This window comes from Arthrobacter sp. UYCu723 (genome assembly GCF_054059215.1).
This window is the reverse complement of record NZ_JBSSBW010000001.1, coordinates 2,907,214-2,931,420: the sequence shown is the minus strand read 5'-3', so window position 1 is coordinate 2,931,420 and position 24,207 is coordinate 2,907,214. Positions and strand designations below refer to the sequence as shown.

At 66.9% G+C, this 24,207-nt stretch carries 24 protein-coding genes; 13 read left to right on the top strand and 11 right to left on the bottom strand.

Annotated elements, in window-relative coordinates; translation table 11 throughout:
- Positions 1-59: 59 nt before the first annotated feature.
- A complete protein-coding gene (locus ACVWZ8_RS13840; RefSeq protein ID WP_426978812.1) occupies positions 60-1,856 on the top strand; it encodes a DEAD/DEAH box helicase in 1,797 nt (598 codons plus the stop codon).
- Positions 1,857-1,864: 8 nt separating this feature from the next.
- Positions 1,865-2,737 (top strand): DNA-methyltransferase, encoded by an 873-nt coding sequence (locus tag ACVWZ8_RS13835; RefSeq protein WP_426978813.1) that lies wholly within the window; start codon positions 1,865-1,867, stop codon positions 2,735-2,737.
- A 101-nt stretch (positions 2,738-2,838) separates the two neighbouring features.
- Here the strand turns inward: ACVWZ8_RS13835 and ACVWZ8_RS13830 are convergent, their stop codons facing one another.
- Positions 2,839-3,684, bottom strand: a complete 846-nt coding sequence (locus ACVWZ8_RS13830) for a PHP domain-containing protein (RefSeq protein WP_456504929.1) — start codon at positions 3,682-3,684, stop codon at positions 2,839-2,841.
- A gap of 71 nt (positions 3,685-3,755) precedes the next feature.
- Between ACVWZ8_RS13830 and ACVWZ8_RS13825 the strand changes: the two genes are divergently transcribed.
- The gene (locus tag ACVWZ8_RS13825) at positions 3,756-5,339 is read left to right on the top strand and encodes an aminopeptidase P family protein (RefSeq protein ID WP_456504928.1); all 1,584 of its coding nucleotides are present in this window, start codon (positions 3,756-3,758) and stop codon (positions 5,337-5,339) included.
- A gap of 119 nt (positions 5,340-5,458) precedes the next feature.
- Here the strand turns inward: ACVWZ8_RS13825 and ACVWZ8_RS13820 are convergent, their stop codons facing one another.
- A complete protein-coding gene (locus ACVWZ8_RS13820) occupies positions 5,459-6,361 on the bottom strand; it encodes a general stress protein (RefSeq protein WP_456504927.1) in 903 nt (300 codons plus the stop codon).
- Between the two features lie 77 nt (positions 6,362-6,438).
- Between ACVWZ8_RS13820 and ACVWZ8_RS13815 the strand changes: the two genes are divergently transcribed.
- The 3 genes from ACVWZ8_RS13815 to ACVWZ8_RS13805 are packed head-to-tail and all read left to right on the top strand — an operon-like array spanning position 6,439 to position 9,660.
- Positions 6,439-7,722: a magnesium transporter MgtE N-terminal domain-containing protein gene (locus tag ACVWZ8_RS13815; RefSeq protein WP_426978817.1), complete on the top strand. Its 1,284-nt coding sequence runs from the start codon at positions 6,439-6,441 to the stop codon at positions 7,720-7,722.
- Positions 7,715-8,482 (top strand): DUF1003 domain-containing protein, encoded by a 768-nt coding sequence (locus ACVWZ8_RS13810; protein ID WP_456504926.1) that lies wholly within the window; start codon positions 7,715-7,717, stop codon positions 8,480-8,482. The genes ACVWZ8_RS13815 and ACVWZ8_RS13810 overlap by 8 nt, the downstream gene beginning before the upstream one ends.
- An 11-nt stretch (positions 8,483-8,493) precedes the next feature.
- On the top strand, positions 8,494-9,660 hold the full coding sequence (locus ACVWZ8_RS13805; RefSeq protein ID WP_456504925.1) for an Mrp/NBP35 family ATP-binding protein: 1,167 nt from the start codon (positions 8,494-8,496) through the stop codon (positions 9,658-9,660).
- A 295-nt stretch (positions 9,661-9,955) separates the two neighbouring features.
- Here ACVWZ8_RS13805 and ACVWZ8_RS13800 read toward each other — a convergent pair whose 3' ends face one another.
- The 4 genes from ACVWZ8_RS13800 to sigE all read right to left on the bottom strand — a co-directional run bounded on the left by ACVWZ8_RS13800 (position 9,956) and on the right by sigE (position 13,678).
- Complete coding sequence (locus ACVWZ8_RS13800) at positions 9,956-11,062, bottom strand: IS110 family RNA-guided transposase (protein ID WP_456504924.1); 1,107 nt, start codon at positions 11,060-11,062, stop codon at positions 9,956-9,958.
- Between the two features lie 296 nt (positions 11,063-11,358).
- Positions 11,359-11,748, bottom strand: a complete 390-nt coding sequence (locus tag ACVWZ8_RS13795) for a twin-arginine translocase TatA/TatE family subunit (protein WP_456504923.1) — start codon at positions 11,746-11,748, stop codon at positions 11,359-11,361.
- Positions 11,749-11,828: 80 nt separating this feature from the next.
- Positions 11,829-13,046 (bottom strand): hypothetical protein, encoded by a 1,218-nt coding sequence (locus ACVWZ8_RS13790; protein ID WP_456504922.1) that lies wholly within the window; start codon positions 13,044-13,046, stop codon positions 11,829-11,831.
- A gap of 8 nt (positions 13,047-13,054) precedes the next feature.
- Complete coding sequence (sigE, locus tag ACVWZ8_RS13785) at positions 13,055-13,678, bottom strand: RNA polymerase sigma factor SigE (RefSeq protein ID WP_426978825.1); 624 nt, start codon at positions 13,676-13,678, stop codon at positions 13,055-13,057.
- A gap of 278 nt (positions 13,679-13,956) precedes the next feature.
- On the opposite strand from sigE, the gene ACVWZ8_RS13780 reads away from it, so the two are divergent.
- On the top strand, positions 13,957-14,589 hold the full coding sequence (locus tag ACVWZ8_RS13780; protein ID WP_354245479.1) for an O-methyltransferase: 633 nt from the start codon (positions 13,957-13,959) through the stop codon (positions 14,587-14,589).
- Between the two features lie 138 nt (positions 14,590-14,727).
- Here the strand turns inward: ACVWZ8_RS13780 and ACVWZ8_RS13775 are convergent, their stop codons facing one another.
- The 4 genes from ACVWZ8_RS13775 to ACVWZ8_RS13760 form a co-directional block, all read right to left on the bottom strand.
- Positions 14,728-14,895, bottom strand: coding sequence for a DUF3117 domain-containing protein (locus tag ACVWZ8_RS13775; RefSeq protein WP_354245265.1), 168 nt, complete (start codon positions 14,893-14,895; stop codon positions 14,728-14,730).
- A 232-nt stretch (positions 14,896-15,127) separates the two neighbouring features.
- Positions 15,128-16,390 (bottom strand): hypothetical protein, encoded by a 1,263-nt coding sequence (locus tag ACVWZ8_RS13770; RefSeq protein ID WP_426978827.1) that lies wholly within the window; start codon positions 16,388-16,390, stop codon positions 15,128-15,130.
- Positions 16,391-16,503: 113 nt separating this feature from the next.
- Positions 16,504-16,860: a DivIVA domain-containing protein gene (locus ACVWZ8_RS13765; protein WP_456504921.1), complete on the bottom strand. Its 357-nt coding sequence runs from the start codon at positions 16,858-16,860 to the stop codon at positions 16,504-16,506.
- 61 nt (positions 16,861-16,921) lie between these two features.
- Positions 16,922-17,788, bottom strand: coding sequence for an LOG family protein (locus tag ACVWZ8_RS13760; RefSeq protein ID WP_456504920.1), 867 nt, complete (start codon positions 17,786-17,788; stop codon positions 16,922-16,924).
- Between the two features lie 183 nt (positions 17,789-17,971).
- Between ACVWZ8_RS13760 and ACVWZ8_RS13755 the strand changes: the two genes are divergently transcribed.
- The 6 genes from ACVWZ8_RS13755 (at position 17,972) to ACVWZ8_RS13730 (ending at position 22,948) form a co-directional block, all read left to right on the top strand.
- Positions 17,972-18,727 carry an amino acid ABC transporter ATP-binding protein gene (locus ACVWZ8_RS13755; RefSeq protein WP_426978830.1) on the top strand — a complete coding sequence of 252 codons (756 nt, stop codon included), beginning with the start codon at positions 17,972-17,974 and terminating at the stop codon, positions 18,725-18,727.
- Positions 18,728-18,785: 58 nt separating this feature from the next.
- A complete protein-coding gene (locus tag ACVWZ8_RS13750) occupies positions 18,786-19,673 on the top strand; it encodes a glutamate ABC transporter substrate-binding protein (protein ID WP_456504919.1) in 888 nt (295 codons plus the stop codon).
- A 95-nt stretch (positions 19,674-19,768) separates the two neighbouring features.
- Positions 19,769-20,419 carry an amino acid ABC transporter permease gene (locus tag ACVWZ8_RS13745; RefSeq protein ID WP_426978834.1) on the top strand — a complete coding sequence of 217 codons (651 nt, stop codon included), beginning with the start codon at positions 19,769-19,771 and terminating at the stop codon, positions 20,417-20,419.
- Positions 20,416-21,255, top strand: a complete 840-nt coding sequence (locus ACVWZ8_RS13740) for an amino acid ABC transporter permease (protein ID WP_426978835.1) — start codon at positions 20,416-20,418, stop codon at positions 21,253-21,255. Before ACVWZ8_RS13745 ends, ACVWZ8_RS13740 begins: the two co-directional genes overlap by 4 nt.
- Before the next feature lie 86 nt (positions 21,256-21,341).
- Positions 21,342-21,749, top strand: a complete 408-nt coding sequence (locus ACVWZ8_RS13735; RefSeq protein WP_456504918.1) for a transposase — start codon at positions 21,342-21,344, stop codon at positions 21,747-21,749.
- A complete protein-coding gene (locus tag ACVWZ8_RS13730; protein WP_456504917.1) occupies positions 21,746-22,948 on the top strand; it encodes an IS30 family transposase in 1,203 nt (400 codons plus the stop codon). The genes ACVWZ8_RS13735 and ACVWZ8_RS13730 overlap by 4 nt, the downstream gene beginning before the upstream one ends.
- Positions 22,949-23,011: 63 nt before the next feature.
- Here the strand turns inward: ACVWZ8_RS13730 and dapE are convergent, their stop codons facing one another.
- Entirely contained in the window at positions 23,012-24,163 is a 1,152-nt protein-coding gene (gene dapE, locus ACVWZ8_RS13725) for a succinyl-diaminopimelate desuccinylase (protein ID WP_456504916.1), read from the bottom strand.
- Positions 24,164-24,207 lie beyond the last annotated feature (44 nt).

Below are 24,207 nucleotides of genomic sequence, written 5' to 3'. Positions count from 1 at the left end.
CTCCCGGCCGGCCCCGTTGAGCAAGCAGCGCAGCCCAAAATGAATAAGGAAACTCCCCTGTGAGTGAATTGCACACGCACCAGCTTCTGACCGACGAATCCGGAACGGAAACGCTCGAGCCGGAAGAGACCATCATCTCGGACGAAAAGCCGCACGAGATTGCCGAGAAAACCTTCGCCGACTTCAACGTCCGCGCCGACATCGTGGAGTCCCTTGCCGACGCCGGCATCACCCACCCCTTCCCGATCCAGGCCATGACCCTGCCGGTCGCCCTCAGCGGCCACGACATTATCGGACAGGCCAAGACCGGCACCGGCAAGACCCTCGGCTTCGGCATCCCGGCGCTGCAGCGCGTCGTCGGACCGGACGATGCCGGGTTCGACAAGCTCGCCGCCCCGGGTGCTCCGCAGGCCCTCGTGATCGTGCCCACCCGCGAGCTGGCCGTCCAGGTCGCCAATGACCTGCAGAACGCCGCCCGCAAGCGCAACGCCCGCATCACCACGATCTACGGCGGCCGAGCCTACGAGCCGCAGGTCGAAGCGCTGCAGAAGGGCGTCGAGGTCGTCGTCGGCACCCCGGGGCGCCTCATCGACCTTTACAAGCAGAAGCACCTCGTCCTGAAGAACGTCAAGATGGTCATCCTTGACGAGGCCGACGAAATGCTGGACCTCGGCTTCCTCCCGGACGTCGAAACCCTCATCGCCGGCACCCCGCCCGTGCGCCAGACGCTGCTGTTCTCGGCCACCATGCCCGGTCCGGTCGTCGCCATGGCCCGCCGCTACATGACCAAGCCGACGCACATCCGCGCCGCCGACCCGGACGACGAGGGCCTGACCAAGCGCGACATCCGCCAGCTGATCTACCGTGCGCACAGCATGGACAAGATCGAGGTCGTCGCCCGCATCCTGCAGGCCCGCGGCCGTGGCCGCACCATCATCTTCACCAAGACCAAGCGCACGGCCGCCAAGGTTGCCGAGGAACTGGTGGACCGCGGCTTCGCTGCCGCCGCCATCCACGGCGACCTCGGCCAGGGCGCCCGCGAGCAGGCGCTGCGCGCCTTCCGGAACAACAAGGTGGATGTCCTGGTGGCCACCGACGTCGCCGCCCGCGGCATCGACGTCGACGACGTCACGCACGTCATCAACTACCAGTGCGTCGAAGACGAAAAGATCTACCTGCACCGCGTCGGCCGCACCGGCCGTGCCGGCAACAAGGGCACGGCCGTGACCTTCGTCGACTGGGATGACATGCCCCGCTGGGGCCTGATCAACAAGGCCCTGGGCCTGAGCGTCCCGGAACCGGTGGAAACGTACTCCTCTTCCCCGCACCTCTTTGAGGAGCTGGACATCCCCGCGGGCACCAAGGGCCGCCTGCCCCGCGACAAACGCGTGCTGGCCGGCGTCGACGCCGAAGTCCTCGAGGACCTCGGCGAGACAGGCAAGAAGAACGCCCGCCCCAGCGGACGCGACAGCGGACGTGACAGTACCCGCAGCGGCGGACGGGACAGCGGGTCAACCGGCAGCGGCCGCGGAGCCGGTCGTGAGTCCGGCCGCGGTGCGGAACGTGACACCACCGCTGGCGGCGGCCGCAGCAGCAGCCGCCGCAGCGGCGGCGGCGAGTCGGCCGGGCGCTCCGGGGACCGCCGTCGTCGTCCGGCCGCCGAGGCCGAGGCAGCAACCGGCCAGGCTCCGGAGGCGGCAGCAACCGCGACGGCACCCGCCAGGGCCGCCGCGGCAACGACCGAGGTGGACCGCGCCACCCGTGCCCGCCGCCGCACCCGCACGCGCCGCCGCAACGGCGAAGTTGTCGGCGAGGCACAGCAGGGCAGCTCCCAGCCAAGCAACGCCGAGGCCTAAACCCCTTCATGACTGACACCGTCTGGGCGCCTGAAGGCAGCAACCTGGTGGTACACGCGGACAACGCGGAGTACCTCCCCACGCTGCCGGACGGCGCCTTCACCCTGATCTATGTGGACCCGCCGTTCAACACCGGCCGGGTCCAGAAGCGCCAGGAAACCAGGATGGTGCTCAACGCCGGCGGCGAGGGCGACCGGGTCGGTTTCAAGGGCAGATCCTACGACACGATCAAGGGCGCGCTGCACAAATACGACGACGCGTTCAGCGACTACTGGTCCTTCCTGGAGCCACGGCTCGTGGAGGCCTGGCGGCTGCTCGCGGACGACGGGACCCTGTACCTGCACCTGGACTACCGCGAGGTGCATTACGCCAAGGTCATGCTGGATGCCATCTTCGGCCGGGAGTGCTTCCTAAACGAGATCATCTGGGCCTACGACTACGGCGCCCGGGCCAAGTACCGCTGGCCCACCAAGCACGACAACATCCTCGTGTACGTCAAGAATCCGGCCAGGTACCACTTCGACAGCGCCGAGGTGGACCGGGAGCCGTACATGGCGCCGGGCCTGGTCACACCGGCCAAACGCGAACTCGGCAAGCTGCCCACCGACGTCTGGTGGCACACCATCGTCTCCCCCACCGGCAAGGAGAAGACCGGCTACCCCACGCAGAAGCCCGAGGGCCTGATCCGCCGCGTCGTCGCGGCCTCCAGCAGGCCCGGCGACTGGTGCCTGGACTTCTTCGCCGGCTCCGGAACGCTCGGAGCCGTCGCCGCGAAGCTGGACCGCAGGTTTATCTGCGTGGACCAGAACCAGCCGGCCATCGACGTCATGGCCAAGCGCCTGGCGGCCCACGCCGAGTTCACCGCGTTCCCGGCCAACTGACGCGCAGCCCTCGTTGCGCTATCAGCTCCGGTGCTTATCCGGCCCTCACGGAGACGCTGACTGATAGCGCAACGTGCGGGGCGTCGGGGCAAGAGCGCCAGTCAGCGCACCACGGCGGATCCGGTGCCCAGTTCCTCGATCCGGGCGAAGACTTCGGGCGAGGTCAGGTTCTCACCGAGCAGGTTCGGTTTCCCGGCGCCGTGGTAATCCGAGGAACCCGTCACCAGCAGTCCGTGCCGCTCCGCGAGCCGGCGCAGGAACGTCCGGCCCTCCTCGGGATTGTCCCGGTGGTAGATCTCCAGCCCGGCCAGGCCGGCGTCGATCATTTCGCGGTAGGTGCGCTCCCCCACGATCCGTCCGCGGGCGGAGGCCACCGGGTGCGCGAAGACCGGGACCCCGCCGGCGTCGCGGACCAGTTCGACAGCAAGCGCAGGATCCGGCGCGTAGTGCTGCACGAAGTAGCGCGAGCGCGAGGTCAGGATCGAGCTGAACGCCTCGGACCTGTCTCCCACAACCCCCGCGGCCACGAGCGCGTCGGCGATGTGCGGCCGGCCCAGGGTTGCCCCGGGCGCTACGTGGTGGATGACGTCGTCCCACGTCAGGGGGTAGTCCTCGGCGAGCAGGCTGACCATCCGTTCGGCCCTCGTGTACCGCGCATCCTTGGCCTTGGTGATTTCCTCCAGCAGACCCGGATGGGCCGGGTCGTGAAGGTAGCTGAGCAGGTGGACGCTGATGCCCTCCGAAGTCCGGCAGGAGATCTCCATCCCGGGGACCAGGGCGATGCCGTGCTCGCGGGCCGCCTGCCCGGCCTCGGCCCAGCCGGCGGTGGAGTCGTGGTCGGTCAGGGCGACGACGTCGATTCCCGCCTCCGCGGCGGACGCCATCACGTCGGCCGGTTCCTGGGTACCGTCGGAAACATTCGAGTGGGCATGCAGATCAATCCTCACCCCACCAGCCTAGTAGATGGGCCACGGCAGCCTGTTGGCCTAAGCCGCGCCGCTGGTGAGACGATGGGACGGTGAACGATGCAGATAACACCCCAGTCTCCGCTTCCCAGCCCCTCGAAGAGCGCGTCAACAACCGCTCGCAGCGGCCCAGTTCCGACGCTTTCAAAGCGTTCATGGCCAGCAACTGGGCACCGTCCCAGCAGCAGCTCCCCGAACGGGACGTCGTCGCCGACCACGCCGCGGGCCGCCGCCGCGCCATCTCAGAGCAGTTCAAAGGTGAACGCCTGGTCATCCCGGCCGGCCCGCTGAAGGTCCGGTCTAACGACAGCGACTACCGCTTCCGCCCGCACTCGGCCTTCGCGCACCTCACCGGCCTGGGCCTGGACCATGAGCCGGACGCCGTCCTCATCCTGGAGCCCGCGGAAGAAGGAAAGGGCGACGACGGCGGCCACCACCACGCGACGCTCTACTTCCGCCCGCTGGCCGGCCGGGACACCGAACAGTTCTACGCGGACTCCCGTTCCGGCGAGTTCTGGATCGGCGCCCGCCCGACCCTCGCCGAGTTCAGGGCCCAGCTCGGCCTGGCGACCGCCGACCTCGGCGAATTCGAACTCGCCATCACCAAGAATGTCGGAGCCCCGGAAATCGGCGGCATCTCGATCCGGCTCGTGCGCAAAGTGGACGAAAACATCGACGCGCTCGTGGACACCGCCCGCTACAACACGGCCAAGGATCCGGAAAACCTGGACCTGGGAATCCTCGATGCCCTGGACGAGAAGCTCACCGAGGCCCTCTCGGAGCTGCGCCTGCTCAAGGACGAGTGGGAAGTCGAGCAGATGAAGCTCGCCGTGGCCGCCACCGTGGAGGGCTTCACCGAGGTGGTCAAGGCCATTCCGCGGGCCCTCACCCACCAGCGCGGCGAACGCGTCGTGGAAGGCGCGTTCTTCGCCCGGGCCCGGGAGGAAGGCAACGAGCTCGGCTATGACACCATCGCCGCCGCCGGCAACAATGCCACCGTCCTGCACTGGACCCGCAACACGGGCAAGGTCAACGCCGGGGAACTGCTGCTGCTCGACGCCGGGGTCGAAGCCGACTCGCTCTACACCGCGGACATCACCCGCACCCTGCCGGCCAACGGCACCTTCTCGGAGATCCAGCGCAAGGTCTATGAGGCAGTGCTCGACGCCGCCGACGCCGGTTTTGCCGCCGCGCAGCCCGGCACGAAGTTCCGCGACATCCACACGGCCGCCACCACCGTGCTGGCGGAGCGGCTGGCCGGGTGGGGTCTGCTGCCGGTGTCCGTGGAGGAAGCGATCAGCCCCGAGGGCCAGCAGCACCGCCGCTGGATGCCGCACGGCACCAGCCACCACCTGGGGCTGGACGTGCACGACTGCGCCCAGGCGAAGCGTGAGTTGTACCTGGACGGCGTCCTCACTCCCGGCATGGTGTTCACGATCGAACCCGGCCTGTACTTCAAGAACGAGGACCTCGGCATTCCGGAGGAATACCGAGGCATCGGCGTCCGCATCGAGGACGACATCCTGATGACCGCCGAGGGTCCCGTCAACCTCAGCGCCGCCCTGCCGCGCAAGGCGGACGACGTCGAGTCCTGGATGGCGGGCATCTACCAGGAAGCCGACGGCCAGCAGCCGTAGCCCACACCGCGCCCCACGACAGGGGGATGGCCCCGGCCCGGGGCTCTCTGCTGTTGAAGCGCAGCTGGATGTGGGCAGGCCTCCGCCCTGACGGAATAGCCGCGACGGATCAGCAGCAGCTACGGCTTGGAGCCGTCGTGCCGGGGTTCACGCTTGGGAGAAACCCGCACACCGTACTGCGGCCGGCCGTCGGGCAGGTCGGGATACCGGACGGCCGCCGGCTTGGCCGGTTCCTGCTGGCCCTGGGGAGCCGCTTCGGCGGGCTGTCCGCCCGGGGCGCCTGGCTGCTGGGAGGGTTCGGCCGGCTGCTCTGCGTCCGGCCCGTGGCCGGCTTCCGTGCTGCGCTGGCCGTAAGGGTCGTTCCAGCCCGCGGGACGCTGCGGCGCATGGCCCTGCTGGCCGGGCTGCTGGGGGGCCTGCTGGCCCGGCTGCTGGCCGGGCTGCTGCGGGGCCTGCTGGTACGGCTGCTGCTGGTAGTCGTGCTGCGTGTAACCGGCCGGCGCGGAGGCGTCATGCTGGGTCATCGGCAGCTGGTGGAGCAGCCGCCGTGCCTCGTTGGCGGCCTCGAAGGACACCACGACGTCGTAGTTGGTCGCCACGACCTGGCTGGTCGACGTGAAGTCACGCTTTCCACGCTGCATCGCGTAGGTGACGATGCCAAAGAGCATGAAGAACGCTGCACCCATCAGCACTGACGTGATGATCGAGAAGTAACCGCCGGTCGGCGAGAAGAAGGACAGCATGACGCCGACGAAGAGGCCGAACCACATGCCGCTCAGGGCGCCGGACAGGGCCACGCGGGGGTAGCTGAGCCTGCCCGTGACCCGCTCCACCATCTTCAGGTCATTGCCCACGATCGAGACCATCTGCACCGGGAACTGCTGGTCGGCCAGGTAGTCCACCGCCTTCTGGGCATCCAGGTAGGAAGTGTAGGAACCGACAGTGTCGCCCTTGGGGACAGTGCGGGCCTCGTCCGGGCCGGTGGGGGCGCCAGCCCTGGGGGCACCAAAAATGTTTGACATATTCCCATTCTTACCTATCCGGCTGGGGTGCGCCTGTAAATTCAGCTAAAAGAGAGCAGACTCGGTAGCCTGTACAGGTGAGCACAAATCTTTCGCGGGTGTTTGTTGCGCGCCTCCTCGGACTGGATGTCTTCGACCCACTGGGCGACCGTCTGGGACGGCTGCGCGACGTCGTTGTGCTCTCCCGCGGCAACCGCGGCACCCCCCACGTGGTGGGCATCGTCGTCGAGGTCCCCGGGAAGAAGCGCGTCTTCGTACCGATGACCCGGATCACCTCGATCGACCCCACCCAGATCATCTGCACGGGGCTCGTGAACCTCCGCCGCTTCGAACAGCGCGGCGCGGAGACCCTGGTGGTGGCCGAGATGTTCGACCGCCGGGTGACCCTCGCCGACGGCAGCGGGGACGCGACCATCGAGGACATCGCGATGGACAAGCACCGCTCCGGCGACTGGTTCGTCAGCAAACTCTTTGTCCGCCGCGGCCACTCCCTCTCGCCGCTGAGCAGGCTGCGCCGCAACGAGACCATGATCATCGACTGGGCCGACGCGCAGCAGGGTGCCCGGACCGAGCCCCAGGCCGCCACCCAGTTCGTCGCCACGCATGAGGACCTGAAACCTGCCGACTTCGCCGAAGCCCTCCAGGAGATGAGCGACAAGCGCCGCTTCGAGGTCGCCAGCGAACTCCAGGACGAGCGGCTCGCCGATGTCCTCCAGGAAATGCGCGAAGGCGATCAGGTGGAGATCCTCTCCGCCCTGGACGTCAACCGCGCCGCCGATGTGCTGGAGGAAATGGATCCGGACGACGCCGCCGACCTCCTCGCCGAGCTCCCCAGCGCCCAGGCCGAGGAGCTGCTCCAGCTGATGGAGCCCGAGGGCGCCGAAGACGTCCGCCGCCTGCTCGAATACGACGAGGACACCGCCGGCGGCCTGATGACCCCGGTCCCGGTCATCCTGCCCCCGGAAGCGACCGTCGCCGAGGCCCTCGCCCATGTCCGCCGCGAGGAACTCTCCCCTGCGTTGGCGTCCTCGATTTTCATTGCCCGGCCCCCGCTGGAGACGCCCACCGGCCGTTTCCTCGGCGTCGTCCACATCCAGCAGCTGCTGCGCTTCCCGCCGCCCGAACCGCTGGGCAACCTCGTGGACAAGACCCTGGAGCCGGTCTCCGACCTGGCGCACATCAGTGAGGTGGCCCGGACCCTGGCCACCTACAACCTTAACTCGCTCCCCGTGGTCAACAGCGACGGACGGCTTGTGGGGGCGGTGACTGTTGACGACGTGCTGGATCACCTGTTGCCGGATGACTGGCGCGCCCACGAGGACGACGTCCCGATAAGGAAGCTCGGAGGCCGCATTGGCTGATAACGGCACCCCCAGAACCTCCACCGTCCGCCCGGGCAGCAAATCCACCGGCAAAGGCAGCCTCGACACACCCCTGAGCGGCCGTGCGCGGATCCTGCCCAAGTTCTCCCCCAACCCGGACGCCTTCGGCCACGCCACCGAGGGCTTCGCCCGGTTCATGGGCACGCCCCAGTTCCTGGTCTACATGACCGTGTTCTGCCTCTTCTGGCTGGTCTGGAACACCTTTGCCCCGGGGGAGTGGCAGTTCGATTCCCGGGATCTCGGCTACACCCTGCTGACCCTGATGCTCTCGCTGCAGGCATCCTACGCAGCGCCGCTGCTGCTGCTTGCCCAGAACCGCCAGGACGACCGGGACCGCGTCTCGCTCCAGCAGGACCGGCAGCGCGCCGAACGCAATCTCTCGGACACGGAGTACCTGACCCGGGAGCTGGCCTCGCTGCGCATTGCCCTGCGTGAAGTGGCGACCCGCGACTATGTCCGGGCCGAGCTGCGCAGCCTGCTGGAGGACATGCTGGAGGCGCAGGAGGAACTGCGCACCCATGACCCGTCGGCCGGCGCCCACGAGACCCCGCGAGAGAAGGTCAAGGAGAAACTGAAGGATCGTCGCGACAAGCAGCGCAGCCCGCGGACCCAGCAGATCCCACGGGTCAAGGCCGAAGGCAAGCGGGACGGCAAGCGGGACGGCCCGCCGGAAAGCCCCGCCGACACCAAGCCGGAGAACACCGCTTCACCTGCACACCGCATCTTCCCCGAGAGCTGAGCATTCACCCCATGAGCACCACGCCGGACAGCGCCCCCCTGGACTCACCTCTGGACTCGCCTCTGGGCAGGGACGTGCACGCGGCCCTCGCCACCGTGATCGACCCGGAACTGCGCCGCCCCATCACCGAACTGGGCATGGTCGACGGAGTCGAGATCTCCGCCGCCGGCGGGGTACGGATCACCGTGCTGCTGACGATTGCGGGCTGCCCGCTGCGCGGCACCATCACGGCCGACTGCGAGGCGGCGCTGAGCGCCGTGCCCGGCGTCACCGCCGTCGACGTCGACCTGAAGGTGATGACCCAGGCGCAGCGCGACGCGCTCAAGGAGCAGCTGCGCGGCCCCGGCGGACAGCGCGGGATCCCCTTCAACCAGCCCGGCTCGCTGACCAAGGTCTACGCGGTCGCGAGCGGCAAGGGCGGGGTGGGGAAGTCCTCCGTGACGGTCAACCTGGCCTGCGCCCTGGCCGCCCAGGGGCTGCGGGTGGGCATCGTGGACGCGGATGTGTACGGTTTCTCCGTCCCGGCCCTGATGGGCATCACCCAGTCCCCCACCCGGGTGGATGACATGATCCTGCCGCCGGTTTCCTACGGGGTCAAAGCCATTTCCATCGGCATGTTCGTCACCGGGAACCAGCCGGTCGCATGGCGTGGACCGATGCTGCACCGCGCGCTTGAGCAGTTCCTGACGGACGTCTACTTCGGTGACCTCGACGTGTTGTTCCTGGACCTGCCGCCGGGCACCGGCGACATTGCGATTTCGGTGGCCCAGCTGCTGCCGAAGGCGCAGATCCTCGTCGTGACCACCCCGCAGGCCGCAGCCGCGGACGTGGCCGAACGGGCCGGCGCCATCGCCACCCAGACCGGCCAGTCCGTGGCCGGCGTGGTGGAGAACATGTCCTATCTGGAGCTGCCCGACGGCGGCCGGATGGAGCTGTTCGGCAGCGGCGGCGGCGCCATCCTCGCCGAACGGCTGTCCGCCACGGTGGGCACGGACGTTCCGCTGCTGGGGCAGATTCCGCTGGACATCCTGCTGCGTGAGGGCGGGGACGCCGGGGTTCCGCTGGTGCTGGGAGGTCCGGAGACGCCCGCAGCCGTGGCCCTGTTGGAGATCGCCGGCAAGCTCGCCGCCGTCCCGCGCGGGCTGCCGGGGATGTCCCTGGGGCTGCAGCCGCGCTGATATGTAGGCCCGGTTGTCAAGAGGCAGAGGTGAGCGGCTCCTGGCTTTGTGGTTCCGGGGGCCGCTCATCGTGTGCCGGCCGATTGTGGTGACAGGTGTTGGCGAGTCTTTTCTCGACTGCAGTGTCAGGCTGATATTCGCGGGGTTGGTTACCGCATGACGATTTGTTCGGCTGGAGCGTATCGGTGTCTAGTATCGGGCGTCGACGGTTTGACCCGTCTGCTCATAGCCCGGTCTCGAGTTAGCTCCGTGTGCTGCCATCGCACTTGCACCACGTCCCGGGGGCACGTTCGGGTCAGGCCGCGTTCATGCGTTCTCCTTGCTGGAGCGGGGCGGCCAGTGACCAGCACCAGCCCGCGAGTTCGCGGGCGATCGCGGTGTTGGCCTTGACTGACATTTTGTGCCGTTCATCGAAGTGTTCCCACTTGTGGTGGAGCCTGTGGTTTCCTTCCAGGGCGCGGATGCGGGTGGCCGGGGCGACGAGATCGAGTTGGCGCAGCAGCCGTTCCCCGGGCCGGGCGTAGGGGCGCCGGTGCTGCCAGGCGGCTTCGATGAGGAGTTTGCGGGCATAGGTGTTTCCGGCCTTGGTGATCGGTCCCTGGTGCCGGGATTGGCCGGAGGATTCCTCGCTGGGGACCAGCCCGAGATAGGAGCCGATGGACGAGCCGGTGAAGCGGGTCCAATCCCCGATCTCCACGGCCAGCCCGAACCCGGTCGTGATCTGGATGCCGCGCAGACACATCAACGCGTCAATCACCGGGCCGTAGCGGCAGGCAGCGGCCGTGGCGGCGACGTGCTTGTCGATCCGTGCCAGTTGCCCGGCGAGGAGTTCGGCCTGCTCGACATCGGCTTCGTAGGTGAACTGCAGCGGCGGTTCGTCAAAGCGTTGGCGGTGCAGCCACAGCCCGTGTTCTTTCGTCCATCTTGCGTCTTTGGGGTAGCGGATGCCGTTGCGCAGCAGGATGGCGTTCACGTGCTGGCGGGCGTGCGCGAGGTCCTTGGCCGTGCCGGAGCGCAGCCGGGACAGGTCCCGCAGGGCTTCTTCCTCCGGGTCCGGGATCCGCACCTCGGTGACCGAGCCGACCGCGAGCATCTCGGCCAACACCCGGGCGTCGCGCCGGTCGGTTTTAATCCGGTCCCCAGGGGCGCGGAGCAGCTTCGAGGACGCCGTGATCACGCAGTTGATGCCCGCGGCCCGCAGGTAGCGGGCCAGGACGAACCCGGTCGGGCCCGATTCGTAGACGGCCTTGACGGACGGCTCGAACCGCCGGACCCACTCCAGCACCATGGCCGGGTCAGCGACCATGGTGTGGGCGGTGATTTCCCCGGTGGCCGGATTCAGCGCATGGCCCACGACGTTGACCGCGTGAACATCCAGACCAATGAAAGTATGCTCAAACATAGCCGGGACCTCCCAAACCTCACATGTGGCACTACCATTGCACCCCCGACGAGCCGTCAGGCCAAGGGAGCCGCCAATGGCAACCCACGGACCCTGTGAAACAGAAGGCCCCGGCCTCTTGCCGTTACCTGGCCCGTCCGGGATAAAGGACATCACCGCCGGGATCAGGCCCCGCAGCGCCGCCCACCACACAGAGGCACGGATTACACCCCAGCCGGCGCAGCGGGACCGCCCCGGCGATAATGGCTGATCCCGGAGGGGCCAGGACCTGCCACCCCTCATTTCATATCGTCTAGCTAGGTTGCTTCTGAGTCGAAGGGCGCAGGCTCGCCTTCGGGCAGGCGCTCGATGACGCGGGCCGGCCGCTGCTCCGCGGCGGACACCGCGACAGCCGAAACCGCGGCCGGCGCCCCGGCGCTCACGGGCTTGCTGTCGTCCTCCAGCAGGGCTTCCTTGATGATCCTGCGCGGATCGTACTGCCGCGGGTCGTACTTCTTCCAGTCGACGTCATCGATGTCGATGCCGACTTCTTCCTTGATCTGTTCCCGCGCGCCGGAGGCCATCCGGCGGACTTCCTTGACGATATTGGCAAGTTTCTGGGTGTATTCGGGCAGCCGGCTGGGACCGATCACGAGAAGTCCGATGATCAGCAGAAGTAAAAACTCCGGTCCGTTGATTCCAAGCACTTTAGGAAGATTACCCTCTCAATCGGAGCTGCGACGATTCCGCGGTGCCGAACGACGGCGGCTGCCGGCCGCGCCGCCGCTCACGTGGCCAGGAGCTCCAGAATCCTGCCCAGTCCGCGCTCGATCCGGGCCGTGATCCCGTCCGGGGTGGTTTCCTCCGCCGCCGACGTTTCCGGCTGCGGCACGGCGGGCATCCGCACCAGGGCGGCCACTCCTTCGCCGGCCTGCTCGGCGGGCTGGTCTGACACATAGGTGAAGGTACCGGCAGAGCCCTGGTAGATGGCGCTGAAGGGTGCCGCCGGGTTGATCCAGAGCGTGCCGTTTCCGGCCGGAGACTGCCGTTCGGGCGGCGTGCCTGCCGGCAGGCCCGTGCCCTGCCCGCCGACCGCCGTGAAGCCGTCCCCCGTCGCGGTGTGGCCGGTGAGCACGTTGACCGGAGGGGAGGTAGCGGGCTGTTGCAGTCCGGACGCGCCTCGCTGCGATGGCAGTGCGACGTGCTGCTCCAGCACCGTGGCGAAATGGCGGCCGTCGGTGAGACGCAGTTCCACAACGTCCTCACCGGCCACCACGCCGCCCCGGGCCCAGACCAGGTGGAAGCCCAGCTCACGGAGTTCCGGACAGGCCCAGCCCTGGGTCCGCAGGGCAGTGAGCTGCTCCGCGGTGAGCGCGCCGGAAGGCGTCATGTCCGGTTCGCCGGTCATGCTCCAGCCTGGGGCCGTCCCGGCGCCAGGCGTCCCGGCGGCCGCCGCGGAGAGGCGCATGTCCTCCTGCAGGATGGCGGACGCGGTTTCCGCGGCCGCCACGGGGACCGGATGTCCGCCCAGCAGGTAGGCGGATCCTGCCATCAGGGCAACGGCAGCCGCTGCACCGCCCGCGGTCAGGGCCGCAAGCCGGATTGCCGGGCGCGATCCGCCATGCAGCGCTCCGCCGTGCGCCGCGCCGCCGTACAGGGCGCCGCCATGCAGCGCTCCGCCGTGCACCGGCCCGTGCACCGCTGACCGCACCTCAGTGTCCCGAAGCGTGGCCGGCGGGAGGTCGCGAGCCAGTTCCTCGGTGCGGGCGAGCAGGCGCGCGGTCAGCTCGTCGCTGGCAGCGGGGACGGCGGCGCCGCGCAGCCGCTCCAGGTACTGCCGTTCCCTGCGCTCCCGCAGCCGGCATTCCTCGCATGTCTCGCTATGTTTCCGGCGCCAGTTCCGGGCCCCGGCCGCCCGCGGCGCGCCGGAGCTGTTGCCCCGGCGGCCGGACCGGCCGGAGTAGCTGCACGGCAGGCCGCGCAGCAGTCGATTCAGCAGTCTCATCAACCTGTTCAGAGGAGACCGGCGATGCGCGGCATCTTGAGCCTCGGCTTGCGGGACTGCTGGGGGCGGGGGTCACGGTGCGCGAGTTTTTCCCGGAGCATGGTCCGGCCGCGGTGGATCCGGGACCGTACGGTTCCGAGCTTGACGCCGAGGGCGACGGCCACCTCGTCGTAGGACAGCCCTTCCAGGTCGCATAACACGACCGCCGCCCGGAAAGCCGGAGGCAGTTCCTCAAGGGCTGCTTGCACGTCGAGGTCAAGGTTGTTGAATTCGAAGCTTTGTTCCGGGCCTGGCTCGCGGCCGGGAAGCCGGGACTCAGCGTCCTCGGCCAGCGCGTCGAAGCGGATGCGGCTCTTGCGCCGCGCCTGGTCAAGGAAGAGGTTGGTGGTGATCCGGTGCAGCCAGCCGTCCAGGGTGCCGGGCTTGAAATTTTCGAGCGAGCGGAAGACCCGGACGAACACTTCCTGGGTGAGGTCCTCGGCGTCGTACTTGTTGCCGGTGAGCCGGTACGCGAGCCGGTAGACCTTGGCGGAGTGGTTGGTCACCACTTCTTCCCACGTCGGCCGGACCCACTCGGTTTCCGTGGCGGGCTGGGACTCTTCAGTTTCAGGGACAGCTGCCAGAACCGACATCGTCCGCTCCCCTCGTGATGGCACTTACGCCGTGGGTGGTGCTTGCCGGTGCAAGCTCCTGCACCCTTGATTCGGCGCCGATCACCACGCGGATGAGCGGATACCCATCATTTCAAATCAAGCTGGGAATTTCCTGACGCGGGCCGTCCTTCCGCCCAAGGCGGAAACGGCGGCTTTGGCCGCCGTCGCGGCCACGGCAGAGGTGCCTCCCGGCCCCGCCCGGCCCGACACAGTAGGCTGTAATGAACACCCCCCCTGCCGCCCAGAAAGCGATACCCATGAGCGCCGATAAGTCCACGAGCTGGTCCTACGCAGAAGATCTGCCTGCCGAGGATGAGGTCTTGATTCACGCGCGCGAACGGTCCTTCGAGCTGGGCGTCACCCCGATCGGCCCCGGCGTCGGCGCAGTCCTGACGGTGCTGGCCGCTGCCTCGAAGGCGCAGACTGCGGTGGAGATCGGAACCGGAGCGGGCGTCTCGGGCGTGTGCATCCTGCGCGGCCTGGGGCCGCACGCCGTGCTGACCACCATCGACGTCGACGTCGAACACCTCAAGGCAGCGCGGGAAGCATTCCAGGAGGCCGGCAGCCCGGCCAACCGGACCCGTACTATTTCCGGCCGGGCCGGCGATGTCCTCCCCCGGCTGACCGACAGCGCCTACGACCTGGTGTTCATTGACGCCGACAAGCCGAACTACCCGGGCTACGTCGAGCAGGCCATCCGGTTGCTCAAACGCGGCGGCCTGCTGGTCGTCAACGACGCTCTGGACAAGGACCGCGTCGCCAACCCCGCCGCCCGCGAGGCCACCACAGCGGTGCTCCGGCAGGTGGGCAAGTCCATCCGCGACGACGACCGCCTCGCGTCGGCCATGCTTCCCACCGGCGACGGCCTTTTGATCGCCGTCAAGAAATAGCCCGGGCGAGGCTGGCCCCGGCGCCGGGCCCCTGGAGTGGCGGGCCGGCCAAAAAGCGGTACAGAAAAAGGGCGGGACCTGCAGTCAACCGACTGCCGGCCCGCCCTCTCGAATTCTGGTGTGAAGCCGTCCGCGAAGCTACTCGGTAGCGCCGACGAGGCATTCCTTCAGGTTTGTTGCTTCGACCGAATTCAGCTCGACGACGAGCCGTCCCCCGCCTTCGAGCGGAACCCGCATGATCAGGCTTCGTCCCTCTTTGGTAACTTCCATCGGGCCGTCGCCGGTGCGTGGTTTCATAGCCGCCATAAGGAAAATCCCCTCCATTAGTCCAGTGACTTACCAGCCCGGCCGGGCTGCGTCCGCTTAGTCAATCAAGCTGCCCGGCGGCCGTGATGGGAGCCATCATGGCCATAAACTCAGTTTGCTTCTTGTCCTTGCTTATCATCTATTATCGCGTAACTACGCGCCTGTAGCTAATCGTTGGACTTTCCTGTGCGCCGTGCGGAACCGGGCCGGCGCCGCGGAAAGGTGCGTTGTGTCACGGCGGATAGTCTCCTCCGCCGGGCAACGGCGCCCAGGCCCACAGCCAGACAACCCAGACGATTTGAAGCAGCAGGAACATCAGGACCACGGCGCCGCGGTAGGCCCGGGACCGTGAGATCAGCGCAACGCTGAGGGCCAGCGGGAAGAGCGGGAGCAACATCCGGAAGGTGCTGGTCTGGGGGTGCAGGAAGACCAGCAGATAGCCCATGTAGCAGCTGCACCACAACCGCAACTCGGTACCCAGCGCGGCTACGGGCCGGGACATCATGAACAGGGTGAAGAGCCCGCCAACGACGAAGGGCGCCAGGATCCCCAGCGCGGGGCCGAAGAGCAGGATGCCCGTGTCGAACCAGGGCTTGAAGGGCACGAGGTCATGACCCCGCCAGACAGTTTCGGTCTTGGTGTAGGCCTGGATGTCTCCGGTGGCAACCCAGGCGATGACGGGCCACAGCAGGGCCCCGATCCCGCTGACTGCCGTCAGGCCGGCCAAGGACCACAGCTGGGAATGGCCGTGAGGGGTGGTGCCGTGCGGGGTGGTGCCGTGCGGGGTGGTGCCGTGCCCGGCCGCCGCCGCCGCCGCATATTCCGCCTGCCGTCCTGCCGCGCGCCGCTGCCAGAGGCGGTAGACGAAAAGAAGCCCCGCCATTGCCGCGAACGGCACCCCGGTGGGGCGCGAGAGACACATCAGCACGACGACGGGCATCGCCCACAGATAGCGGCGCCGCACCACCAGCAGCAGCGCCGTGGCGAGCAGAAGGAGGTTCAGCGACTCGGCATACGGCACCTGCAGCACGGGCGACACGGGAAACGTGGAGAAGAGCACAGTCCCCCACAGCGCCGTGGTGTGCGTGGCCTTCTGCCTGAAGAGGCTGTAGACCACAAGCGCCGCGCCGAGGCCGCACAGCACCGCGATGAGCGTCAGGGCAAAGGCGGGGTGCATCCCGGTCACGCCGGCAAGGATCCTGCCCAGCATCGGAAACAATGCGTAGAAGGCCCAGGCGTTTTCCTGGACGTTGCCGGCCGCATCCGTCGGCAGGACCTCCGGGTAGCCGTTCTGCAGGACCTCGCCGTACCAGCGGGCGTCCCAGATGTTGATGAAGGACCAGTAGTCGGGCCTGGGTGGAAACCAGGGATTGACGCCCTGATGCAGGGCAGCGGCCGTGAATATCCACGCACTGACCAGCCGGGCAGCCAGGTACAGCCCGCCCACCTGGACCCACCACGGCCACCCGGATACGCGGGCGCCGGCGGAAGTCATCCGAGCCCGCACGGCAGCGTTCAGGCCCGGCGGTGCAGCGGAATAAGCCGGTGCTACCGCCGTGTCCGCCCTGCCCGGTGACTCCGGGTTCAGCGGCCCGTCCGCCGGCTTGTTCACCGGCCCGGCCCCGAAGCCAGGCGCAGGCGTCCCAGTTCCTCCCCGAGGTCCGCAATCTTCCTGTCCTTGGCGGCAAGCTGATCCCGCAGTTCGTCCAGCACCTGGTCCACCTGGTCCATCCGGTAGCCGCGCAGTCCGACGGCGAAGCGGAGGTGGTCGACGTCGGACGGGACGGCATCCTCCGGCAGGAGCACGGGAGGCAGGGATGCCACCGGCTCGTCGAAGCCGTCGTCGTAGGGCTGCGCTTCTCCCTGGCCCCGGCCGCGGCGGGAGAGCCTCGACGCGGCACCGGTGCCCAGCAGGACGGCGACGCCGGTCAGCACGATCGCCAGGAAAATCAGGAAGAAGCTCACCACCCCATCGTGCCAGAAGCCGGCTGGGTAGGCCGCAGGCCGGCTTACCCAGCCGGCTTGCTTACGCCCGCGTGCCGCCTTTGTCGCTGCTGTTGGTGACCGGCGCGCCGCCGTTCGGGTTCCGGTGCCGGGCCGCCCCCTCCACTACGAGTTCCACGGCGTGCGCCGGATCGTCCACCACCTGAATCAGGTCAAGATCCTCCTCCGACACCATGCCCTCGGACACCAGCGTGTTCTCGATCCATCCGACCAGCGGGCTCCAGAATGCGGTTCCGACGAGCACGATCGGGAAGGATGTCACCTTCCGGGTCTGGACCAGGACCATCGCCTCGAAGAGCTCGTCAAGGGTTCCGAGCCCGCCCGGCAGCACGATGAAGCCTTGGGCGTATTTCACGAACATGGTTTTGCGGGCGAAGAAATAGCGGAAGTTGATGCCCAGGTCCACCCACTGGTTCATGCCCTGTTCGAAGGGCAGCTCGATGCCGAGCCCCACGGACACCCCGTTTCCCTGGACGGCGCCCTTGTTCGCGGCTTCCATGGACCCCGGGCCGCCGCCGGTGATCACGGCCAGGCCCGCTTCCGCGAGCTTCCGGCCCACCTCGACGCCGAGTTCGTAGTTGGGGCTGCCCGGCACGGTCCGGGCCGAGCCGAAGACACTGACCGCCGGCCCCAGGTCGGCGAGTGCGCCGAAACCTTCCACGAACTCGCTCTGGATCCTCAGGACGCGCCACGGGTCGGTGTGCACGAACTGCCCGGGACCTTTGGTGTCCAGCAGGGTCTGGTCGGACATCGTGACCTTGGCCTGCTTTCGCCGCAGCTCCAGCGGGCCTTTGTGGCGTATCCCGTTGACAGGCGGCGCGTCGCGCCTTTCGGATGCCGGCTTTCCACTGGGGTCCTGGCCTGGGTTGTGCTTCGGATCGGTACTCATGCCCACAGGGTAGCGCGGAATTCCGTGGGTTCCCCCGCGGCGCGTGGCGGGTCGCCGGACGCCGCTGCCGCGCGCTGGAGCCCGCCGCAGGGACTCTGACCTGCAGGTATCTCTTGAATCACGATCTGCAGGAACTGGGAGTGATTGCGGTCATGAGCCGCTAATGTTCGCTAGATTCTTCTTATGACTACTCAAGTGCCCGGCGATGCTCTCGTCTCCCTGAACGCCGTGAACAAGCATTACGGCCAGTTGCACGTATTGAAGGACATCAACCTGAACGTCCGCAAGGGCGAGGTAGTCGTGGTCATCGGGCCGTCGGGCTCGGGTAAATCGACGCTCTGCCGCGCCATCAACCGTCTCGAGACCATCGACGACGGCGTCATCAAGATCGACGGCAGAGAGCTGCCCGAAGAAGGCAAGGAACTTGCGAAGCTCCGGGCCGACGTCGGGATGGTGTTCCAGTCGTTCAACCTCTTCGCCCACAAAACGATCCTTGAGAACGTCACGCTCGGACCCATCAAGGTCAAGGGCGCCTCCAAGACCGAGGCGGACAAGGACGCCATGGCTCTCCTGGAGCGCGTCGGCGTCGGACATCAGGCCCCCAAGTTGCCGGCCCAGCTCTCCGGCGGCCAGCAGCAGCGCGTGGCCATTGCCCGCGCCCTGGCCATGAAGCCGAAGGTCATGCTCTTCGATGAGCCCACTTCCGCCCTGGACCCGGAAATGATCAACGAAGTCCTCGACGTCATGATCCAGCTGGCCAAGGAAGGCATGACCATGATCGTGGTCACCCATGAGATGGGCTTTGCCCGGAAGGCCGCCGACCGCGTCGTGTTCATGGCCGACGGCAAGATCGTGGAGGACGCAAAGCCTGAGGAGTTCTTCACCAATCCCAAGAGCAGCCGGGCGAAGGACTTCCTGTCCAAGTTGTTGACCCAGTGAGTCCCTTCGAGTTCGCACCCTGGCCGCCGCGAGGTGGCCATCCAATGAAAGGAATGTCATGAAGGCATTTTTGACCCGAAGGAAATCCCTTCTGGTTGCCGCATCCGCAGCTCTGGCCCTCAGCCTGAGCGCCTGCGGCGGCAGCGGTACCGGCACCACCAGCAACCCCCCCGTTGCCGAGAAGCCGTCGTTCGCTGCTGGCAGCACCATGGCTAAACTCTCCTCCGCCGGAACCATCAAGATCGGCACCAAGTACGACCAGCCGCTGTTCGGCCAAGTGGGCCTGGATGGCAAGCCTGTTGGCTTTGACGTCGAGATGGGCAAGCTCATCGCCGCCAAGCTCGGAATTGCCGCCGACAAGATCGAATGGTCTGAAACTGTTTCGGCCAACCGCGAACCGTTCATTGAGCAGGGCAAGGTGGACCTTGTCATCGCCACGTACACCATCAACGACAAGCGCAAGCAGGTTGTCAGCTTTGCCGGCCCGTACTACGAGGCTGGCCAGGCTCTGATGGTCAACAAGGACAACACTTCCATCACCAAGCCGGAAGACGTCAAGGGCAAGAAGGTCTGCTCAGTGACCGGCTCCACACCGGCAGCCACCATCGTGGAGAAGTACGGAGCAGAACTCGTTCCGGCGGCGACCTACTCCGCCTGCCTTGAGCCGCTCCGCAACAAGCAGGTTGAGGCGGTCACCACGGACAACGTGATCCTCGCCGGATTTGTGGACAAGGAGCCGGATGCCTTCAAGCTGGCATCCGACCAGACCTTCACCAAGGAGCCGTACGGCATCGGCCTGAAGAAGGACGACACCGCGTTCCGTAACTGGATCAATGACCAGCTGGAAGCGTTCAGCAAGGACGGGTCCTACAAGAAGGCCTGGGAAGCCACCGCCGGTGCCGTCATCAAGACAGCCCCGGATCTCCCTGCCATCAACCGTTACTGAGTAACGCCAGGCGGTTGCCGGACCCCGCTCACCGCGGCTCCGGCAACCGCCGCCCCCTCTTCGCTCCAGTCCACGACACCCAGCCGAAGGATCCTATGGACGCCGTCATCGAAAGCCTGCCACTCTACTGGAACGGCTTTCTCCGAACCCTTTTCCTGTCTGCCGTGTCCGGAGTGATCGCCCTCCTGCTGGGGACGCTGCTCGCCGCCGCCAGGGTCTCCCCCGTTGCAGCTCTCCGCGGCTTCAGCACGGCCTACGTGGAAATTCTGAGGAACACCCCCCTCACCATTGCCTTCTTTTTTGCCGCAATCGTGCTGCCGCGCATCGGAGTGAAGTTCGAGCAGTTCGAGGTGGCAGCCATCATCGCGTTGAGCGCCTACACCGCGGCCTTCATCGCTGAAGCTGTCCGCTCCGGTGTCAACAGCGTCCCTGTGGGCCAGGCCGAAGCCGCCCGAAGCATAGGGATGACGTTCAGCCAGGTACTGTCCCTGATCATTCTCCCGCAGGCACTCCGAACAGTCATTCCACCCCTTATCAACATCCTGATAGCACTCGTAAAGAACTCCTCAGTGGCCGGCGCGTTCTTCGTCCTTGAGCTTTTCGGCTACGGCAGGCAGCTCGCCAATGCCAACGGTGACCAGGTCATGGCAGTCCTGCTGGGTGTTGCCTTCTTCTACTTGCTCATCACCGTTCCCCTCGGCATCCTGGCCAGCACGGTCGAACGAAAGGTGGCGATCGCACGATGAGCTCAGTTCTCTATGACGTTCCAGGCCCCAAGGCCCGCCGGGTTTCCCTGATCGGATCCGTGGTCGGCTCCCTGCTTATCGCAGGCTTGCTGGCGTGGATCGTCAGCACACTGGCGCAGCAAGGCATCTTCGAAGGACGCCGCTGGGCCATCTTCACCCGCGCGGATGTCTGGTCCCTCATCGGCAACGGAGTCGGCGCCACCCTCAGTGCGGCCGCCGTCGCGGCAGTCATCGCCTTTCCGCTGGGCCTGCTGCTTTGCCTCCTGCGGATCTCTGATGTAGCCGCCATCCGGATTCCCATACGCATCGTGCTGGAATTCCTCCGCGGCATGCCTGTAGTCCTGATGATGCTCTTTGTTCTGCTGGTTTTCGGTACCAACCAGTTCATCGCCGTCGTGGCAGGCCTCGTCCTGTACAACGCTGCGGTGTTCGCGGAAATCATCCGCGCCGGCATCCAGTCGCTGCCCAAGGGCCAGCGCGAAGCCGGCCTGACCGTGGGACTGACGAGCTTCCAGTCCCGCATGATCATCGAACTTCCCCAGGCCATCCGCCGGATGATGCCATCCTTGGTGGCCCAGCTCGTGGTGCTCCTGAAGGACACCTCGCTTGGCTACATCGTCGCCTACGGTGAGCTGCTCCGGGCAGTGCAGGTCATGGCCGACTTCCTGGGAACCCAGTACCTGTTCCCGATCTTCTTCGTGGCTGCCGCAATCTACATCGCGATCAACCTCTGCGTTTCCCGCATTGCCATCTGGATCGAGCGCCGCGGGTCCAAGAAAGCCGCTGGCGGCGTGGCAAAGGCTGAAGCTGCAGCCGTGGAGGCCTCCGCGAAGTAGCCCTGGATATACAAAAGGCCCGGATCCGCCAGGGCGGGTTCTAGCGGTCGTTGCAACACCCAGAATTTTTGGGAGTTGCAACGACCGTGTCGTCTTTAACGAAGGAAGCTGCCAGCCGGAGGAAATACACGCCGGAGCAGAAGGCTCAGTTCTTTTCGGTGTTGGACCGGTGTGGGAGTGTGAGCGCGGCCGCGGCGGAGCTCGGCTTCAATCAGATGACGTGCTACCAATGGGTCCATAAATCTCGGCTCCCTGAGCGGGTCCCACGGAATCGGGAATCTGGGCAGAGGAAATACACGCCTGCGCAGAAGGCTGAGTTCTTCGTCGTGTTCGACCGCGTCAAGAGCACGACGCAGGCCGCACGGGAGTTGGGACTGAATCCCGCAACTTGCGCCGGTTGGGTCCGTAAAGCCGGGCTGAAAGCCATGGCAAAACGGGGACGGGTCCTCACCCAGGCCGGGATGAGTACTTCCGGCTGCGCAAGACCGGCGTGAGTCGGCGCAAAGCTGCCGCAGCGGTCGGGATACATCTCCGGACCGCCGAAGAGTGGGACCAGGGAATCCGTAAGTCCGGCGGCCGACGCATTTACCCGGATGGCCGAATCGTCGACTACAAACGTGGTGTGACCACCATGACCCCTCCCGCCGGCACGACCGGAACGACCCTGGTCCCCGTACCGGTTTCAGCGTTGGAGAAATCTATCGATCCGCGGTTCCTGACCGTGCAGGAACGGGAGCTGATCCGGGACCTGCAGGCCGCCGGCTCTTCGATCAGGGCGATCGCCCACGCCCTGGGACGATCGCCTTCAACGATCAGCCGCGAGCTGGCCAGGAATACCGATTCCCGGATGGGCTACCTGCCGCACGGGGCGCATCGGAAGGCCGCTGCCCGGCGGGCGCGGCCCAAGACGGCCAAGCTCGCTGGCGACTCGGACCTGCGCGACTATGTGAAGGACAAGCTGCTCCTACGCTGGTCTCCGGAGCAGATCAGCCACACGCTGGTCGAAGAGTTCCCCGACAACCCGGAGATGCGTGTGAGCCCAGAGACGATTTATCAAGCCCTCTACGTCCAGGCGAGAGGCGGCCTCAAACGCGAGATACAGGCAGCGCTGCGCACCGGCCGGACCCGCCGCAAACCGCACCGCACCGGCGAGCAACGCACCCCCAGGTTCGTGGACCCGATGGTCATGATTTCCGAGCGCCCGCCCGAGATCGAGGACCGCGCCGTGCCAGGCCATTGGGAAGGGGACCTCATTACCGGCGCCTATAACCAGTCAGCGATCGCGACCCTGGTCGAACGGACCACCCGCTACGTGATGCTCGTCCACCTGCCACATGACCACACCGCCGAAACCGTCCGCGACGGCCTCGTCAAGACCATGGCCACCCTGCCCGCGCACCTGCGAGGATCCCTGACCTGGGACCAGGGCGCGGAAATGGCCACCCACAAATCCTTCACCCTTGCCACCGACATGCCCGTCTATTTCTGCGATCCCGCCAGCCCCTGGCAACGCGGCTCGAACGAGAACACCAACGGGCTGCTGCGCCAGTACTTCCCGAAGGGCACCGACCTGTCCGTCTACGGGCCTGAAGACCTCGAACACGTCGCGCAGGAACTCAACGGACGCCCACGCAAAACGCTCGGCTGGAATACTCCAGCCGAGCGTTCACGTGATTTACTACTAACCACCTAACCAACAGGTGTTGCAACGATCCCTAGAATCCAAGCAGGATCCGGGCCTTTCGTTTTGGACAGCTTAAGCCGCGAGCCAGCTCCGCAGCGCCCGCAGGCACTCACGGACCGCATCGGCCTCGACATGCTCGTTGTCCTTGTGCGCCAGCAACGCATCTCCCGGTCCGAAGTTCACCGCCGGGATGCCCAGTTCGCTGAAGCGCGCGACGTCGGTCCAGCCGTATTTCGGTTTCGGCTCGGCCCCCACGGCGGCCACAAAGGACGCGGCGGCCGGGTGGTTCAGTCCCGGACGTGCGCCGGCGGCGCCGTCGGTACGGACGACGTCGAACCCTGCCAGCAGCTCCCGCACATGGTTTTCTGCCTCATCCGGCGTCTTGTCCGGGGCGAAGCGGTAGTTGATTTCGACGACGCAGCGGTCCGGAATGACGTTGCCGGCGGTGCCGCCGTTGATCTTCACCGCATTGAGGCTTTCCCGGTAGTCCAGCCCGTCCACGTTGATGGTGCGCGGCTCGTACGCGGCCAGCTTGGCCAGGATCGGTGCCGCGGCGTGGATCGCGTTGCTGCCCATCCAGGCGCGGGCGGAGTGGGCAGCTTCGCCGAGCGTGGTCGCCTCGAAACGGATGGTGCCGTTGCAGCCGCCCTCCACCGTTCCGTCCGTGGGCTCCAGCAGGATCGCGAAATCCCCGCCCAGCAGACCGCCGTGATTGCGGACCAGCCGGCCGAGCCCGCTCTTGACGGCCTCGACTTCCTCGTGGTCGTAGAAGACGAAGGTGACGTCCCTGGCCGGCTCGGCGCCGCCGTCGAACAGGCTGGCGGCCAGCGCCAGCTGCACCGCAACTCCGCCCTTCATGTCGGTGGCGCCCCGGCCGTAGAGGATGCCCTCGCCGGGGGCGCCGGAGGGCCAGTAGGAGGGAACGGTGCCAAGGGATCCTTCCGTGGTGGGCAACGGGACGGTGTCCAGATGTCCGGCCAGGATCACACGTTCGTCGCGGCCGAGGTTGGTGCGGGCGATGATCGAGTCGCCGTCACGGACCAACTCCAGCAGCGGGACCGAGCGCAGGGCATGCTCCACGGCGTCGGCCAGCTCCGTTTCGTTGCCGGACACGCTGTTGATATCGATCAGTGCGGCGGTCAGCAGCGCAACATCCTGGCGGAGGTCAAGGCGGGCGGCAGCACGGGGACGGGGGTTCTGGGCGGTGGATTCCGGGGCAGTCACGGTTCCACTTTATCCGCTGCCCTCCCCAACTAGATCGCAGTTGT

Bases quoted from the DNA above. Each gene is read 5' to 3' on its own strand.
- sigE (WP_426978825.1), bottom strand. From the start codon at position 13,678: ATGTCGGTTCTGGCAGCTGTCCCTGAAACTGAAGAGTCCCAGCCCGCC.
- ACVWZ8_RS13800 (WP_456504924.1), bottom strand. From the start codon at position 11,062: ATGTTTGAGCATACTTTCATTGGTCTGGATGTTCACGCGGTCAACGTC.
- ACVWZ8_RS13805 (WP_456504925.1), top strand. From the start codon at position 8,494: ATGAGCACCACGCCGGACAGCGCCCCCCTGGACTCACCTCTGGACTCG.
- ACVWZ8_RS13775 (WP_354245265.1), bottom strand. From the start codon at position 14,895: ATGGCGGCTATGAAACCACGCACCGGCGACGGCCCGATGGAAGTTACC.
- ACVWZ8_RS13780 (WP_354245479.1), top strand. From the start codon at position 13,957: ATGAGCGCCGATAAGTCCACGAGCTGGTCCTACGCAGAAGATCTGCCT.
- ACVWZ8_RS13750 (WP_456504919.1), top strand. From the start codon at position 18,786: ATGAAGGCATTTTTGACCCGAAGGAAATCCCTTCTGGTTGCCGCATCC.
- ACVWZ8_RS13770 (WP_426978827.1), bottom strand. From the start codon at position 16,390: ATGACTTCCGCCGGCGCCCGCGTATCCGGGTGGCCGTGGTGGGTCCAG.
- ACVWZ8_RS13740 (WP_426978835.1), top strand. From the start codon at position 20,416: ATGAGCTCAGTTCTCTATGACGTTCCAGGCCCCAAGGCCCGCCGGGTT.
- ACVWZ8_RS13820 (WP_456504927.1), bottom strand. From the start codon at position 6,361: ATGTCAAACATTTTTGGTGCCCCCAGGGCTGGCGCCCCCACCGGCCCG.
- ACVWZ8_RS13755 (WP_426978830.1), top strand. From the start codon at position 17,972: ATGACTACTCAAGTGCCCGGCGATGCTCTCGTCTCCCTGAACGCCGTG.
- ACVWZ8_RS13760 (WP_456504920.1), bottom strand. From the start codon at position 17,788: ATGAGTACCGATCCGAAGCACAACCCAGGCCAGGACCCCAGTGGAAAG.
- ACVWZ8_RS13745 (WP_426978834.1), top strand. From the start codon at position 19,769: ATGGACGCCGTCATCGAAAGCCTGCCACTCTACTGGAACGGCTTTCTC.
- ACVWZ8_RS13835 (WP_426978813.1), top strand. From the start codon at position 1,865: ATGACTGACACCGTCTGGGCGCCTGAAGGCAGCAACCTGGTGGTACAC.
- ACVWZ8_RS13790 (WP_456504922.1), bottom strand. From the start codon at position 13,046: ATGAGACTGCTGAATCGACTGCTGCGCGGCCTGCCGTGCAGCTACTCC.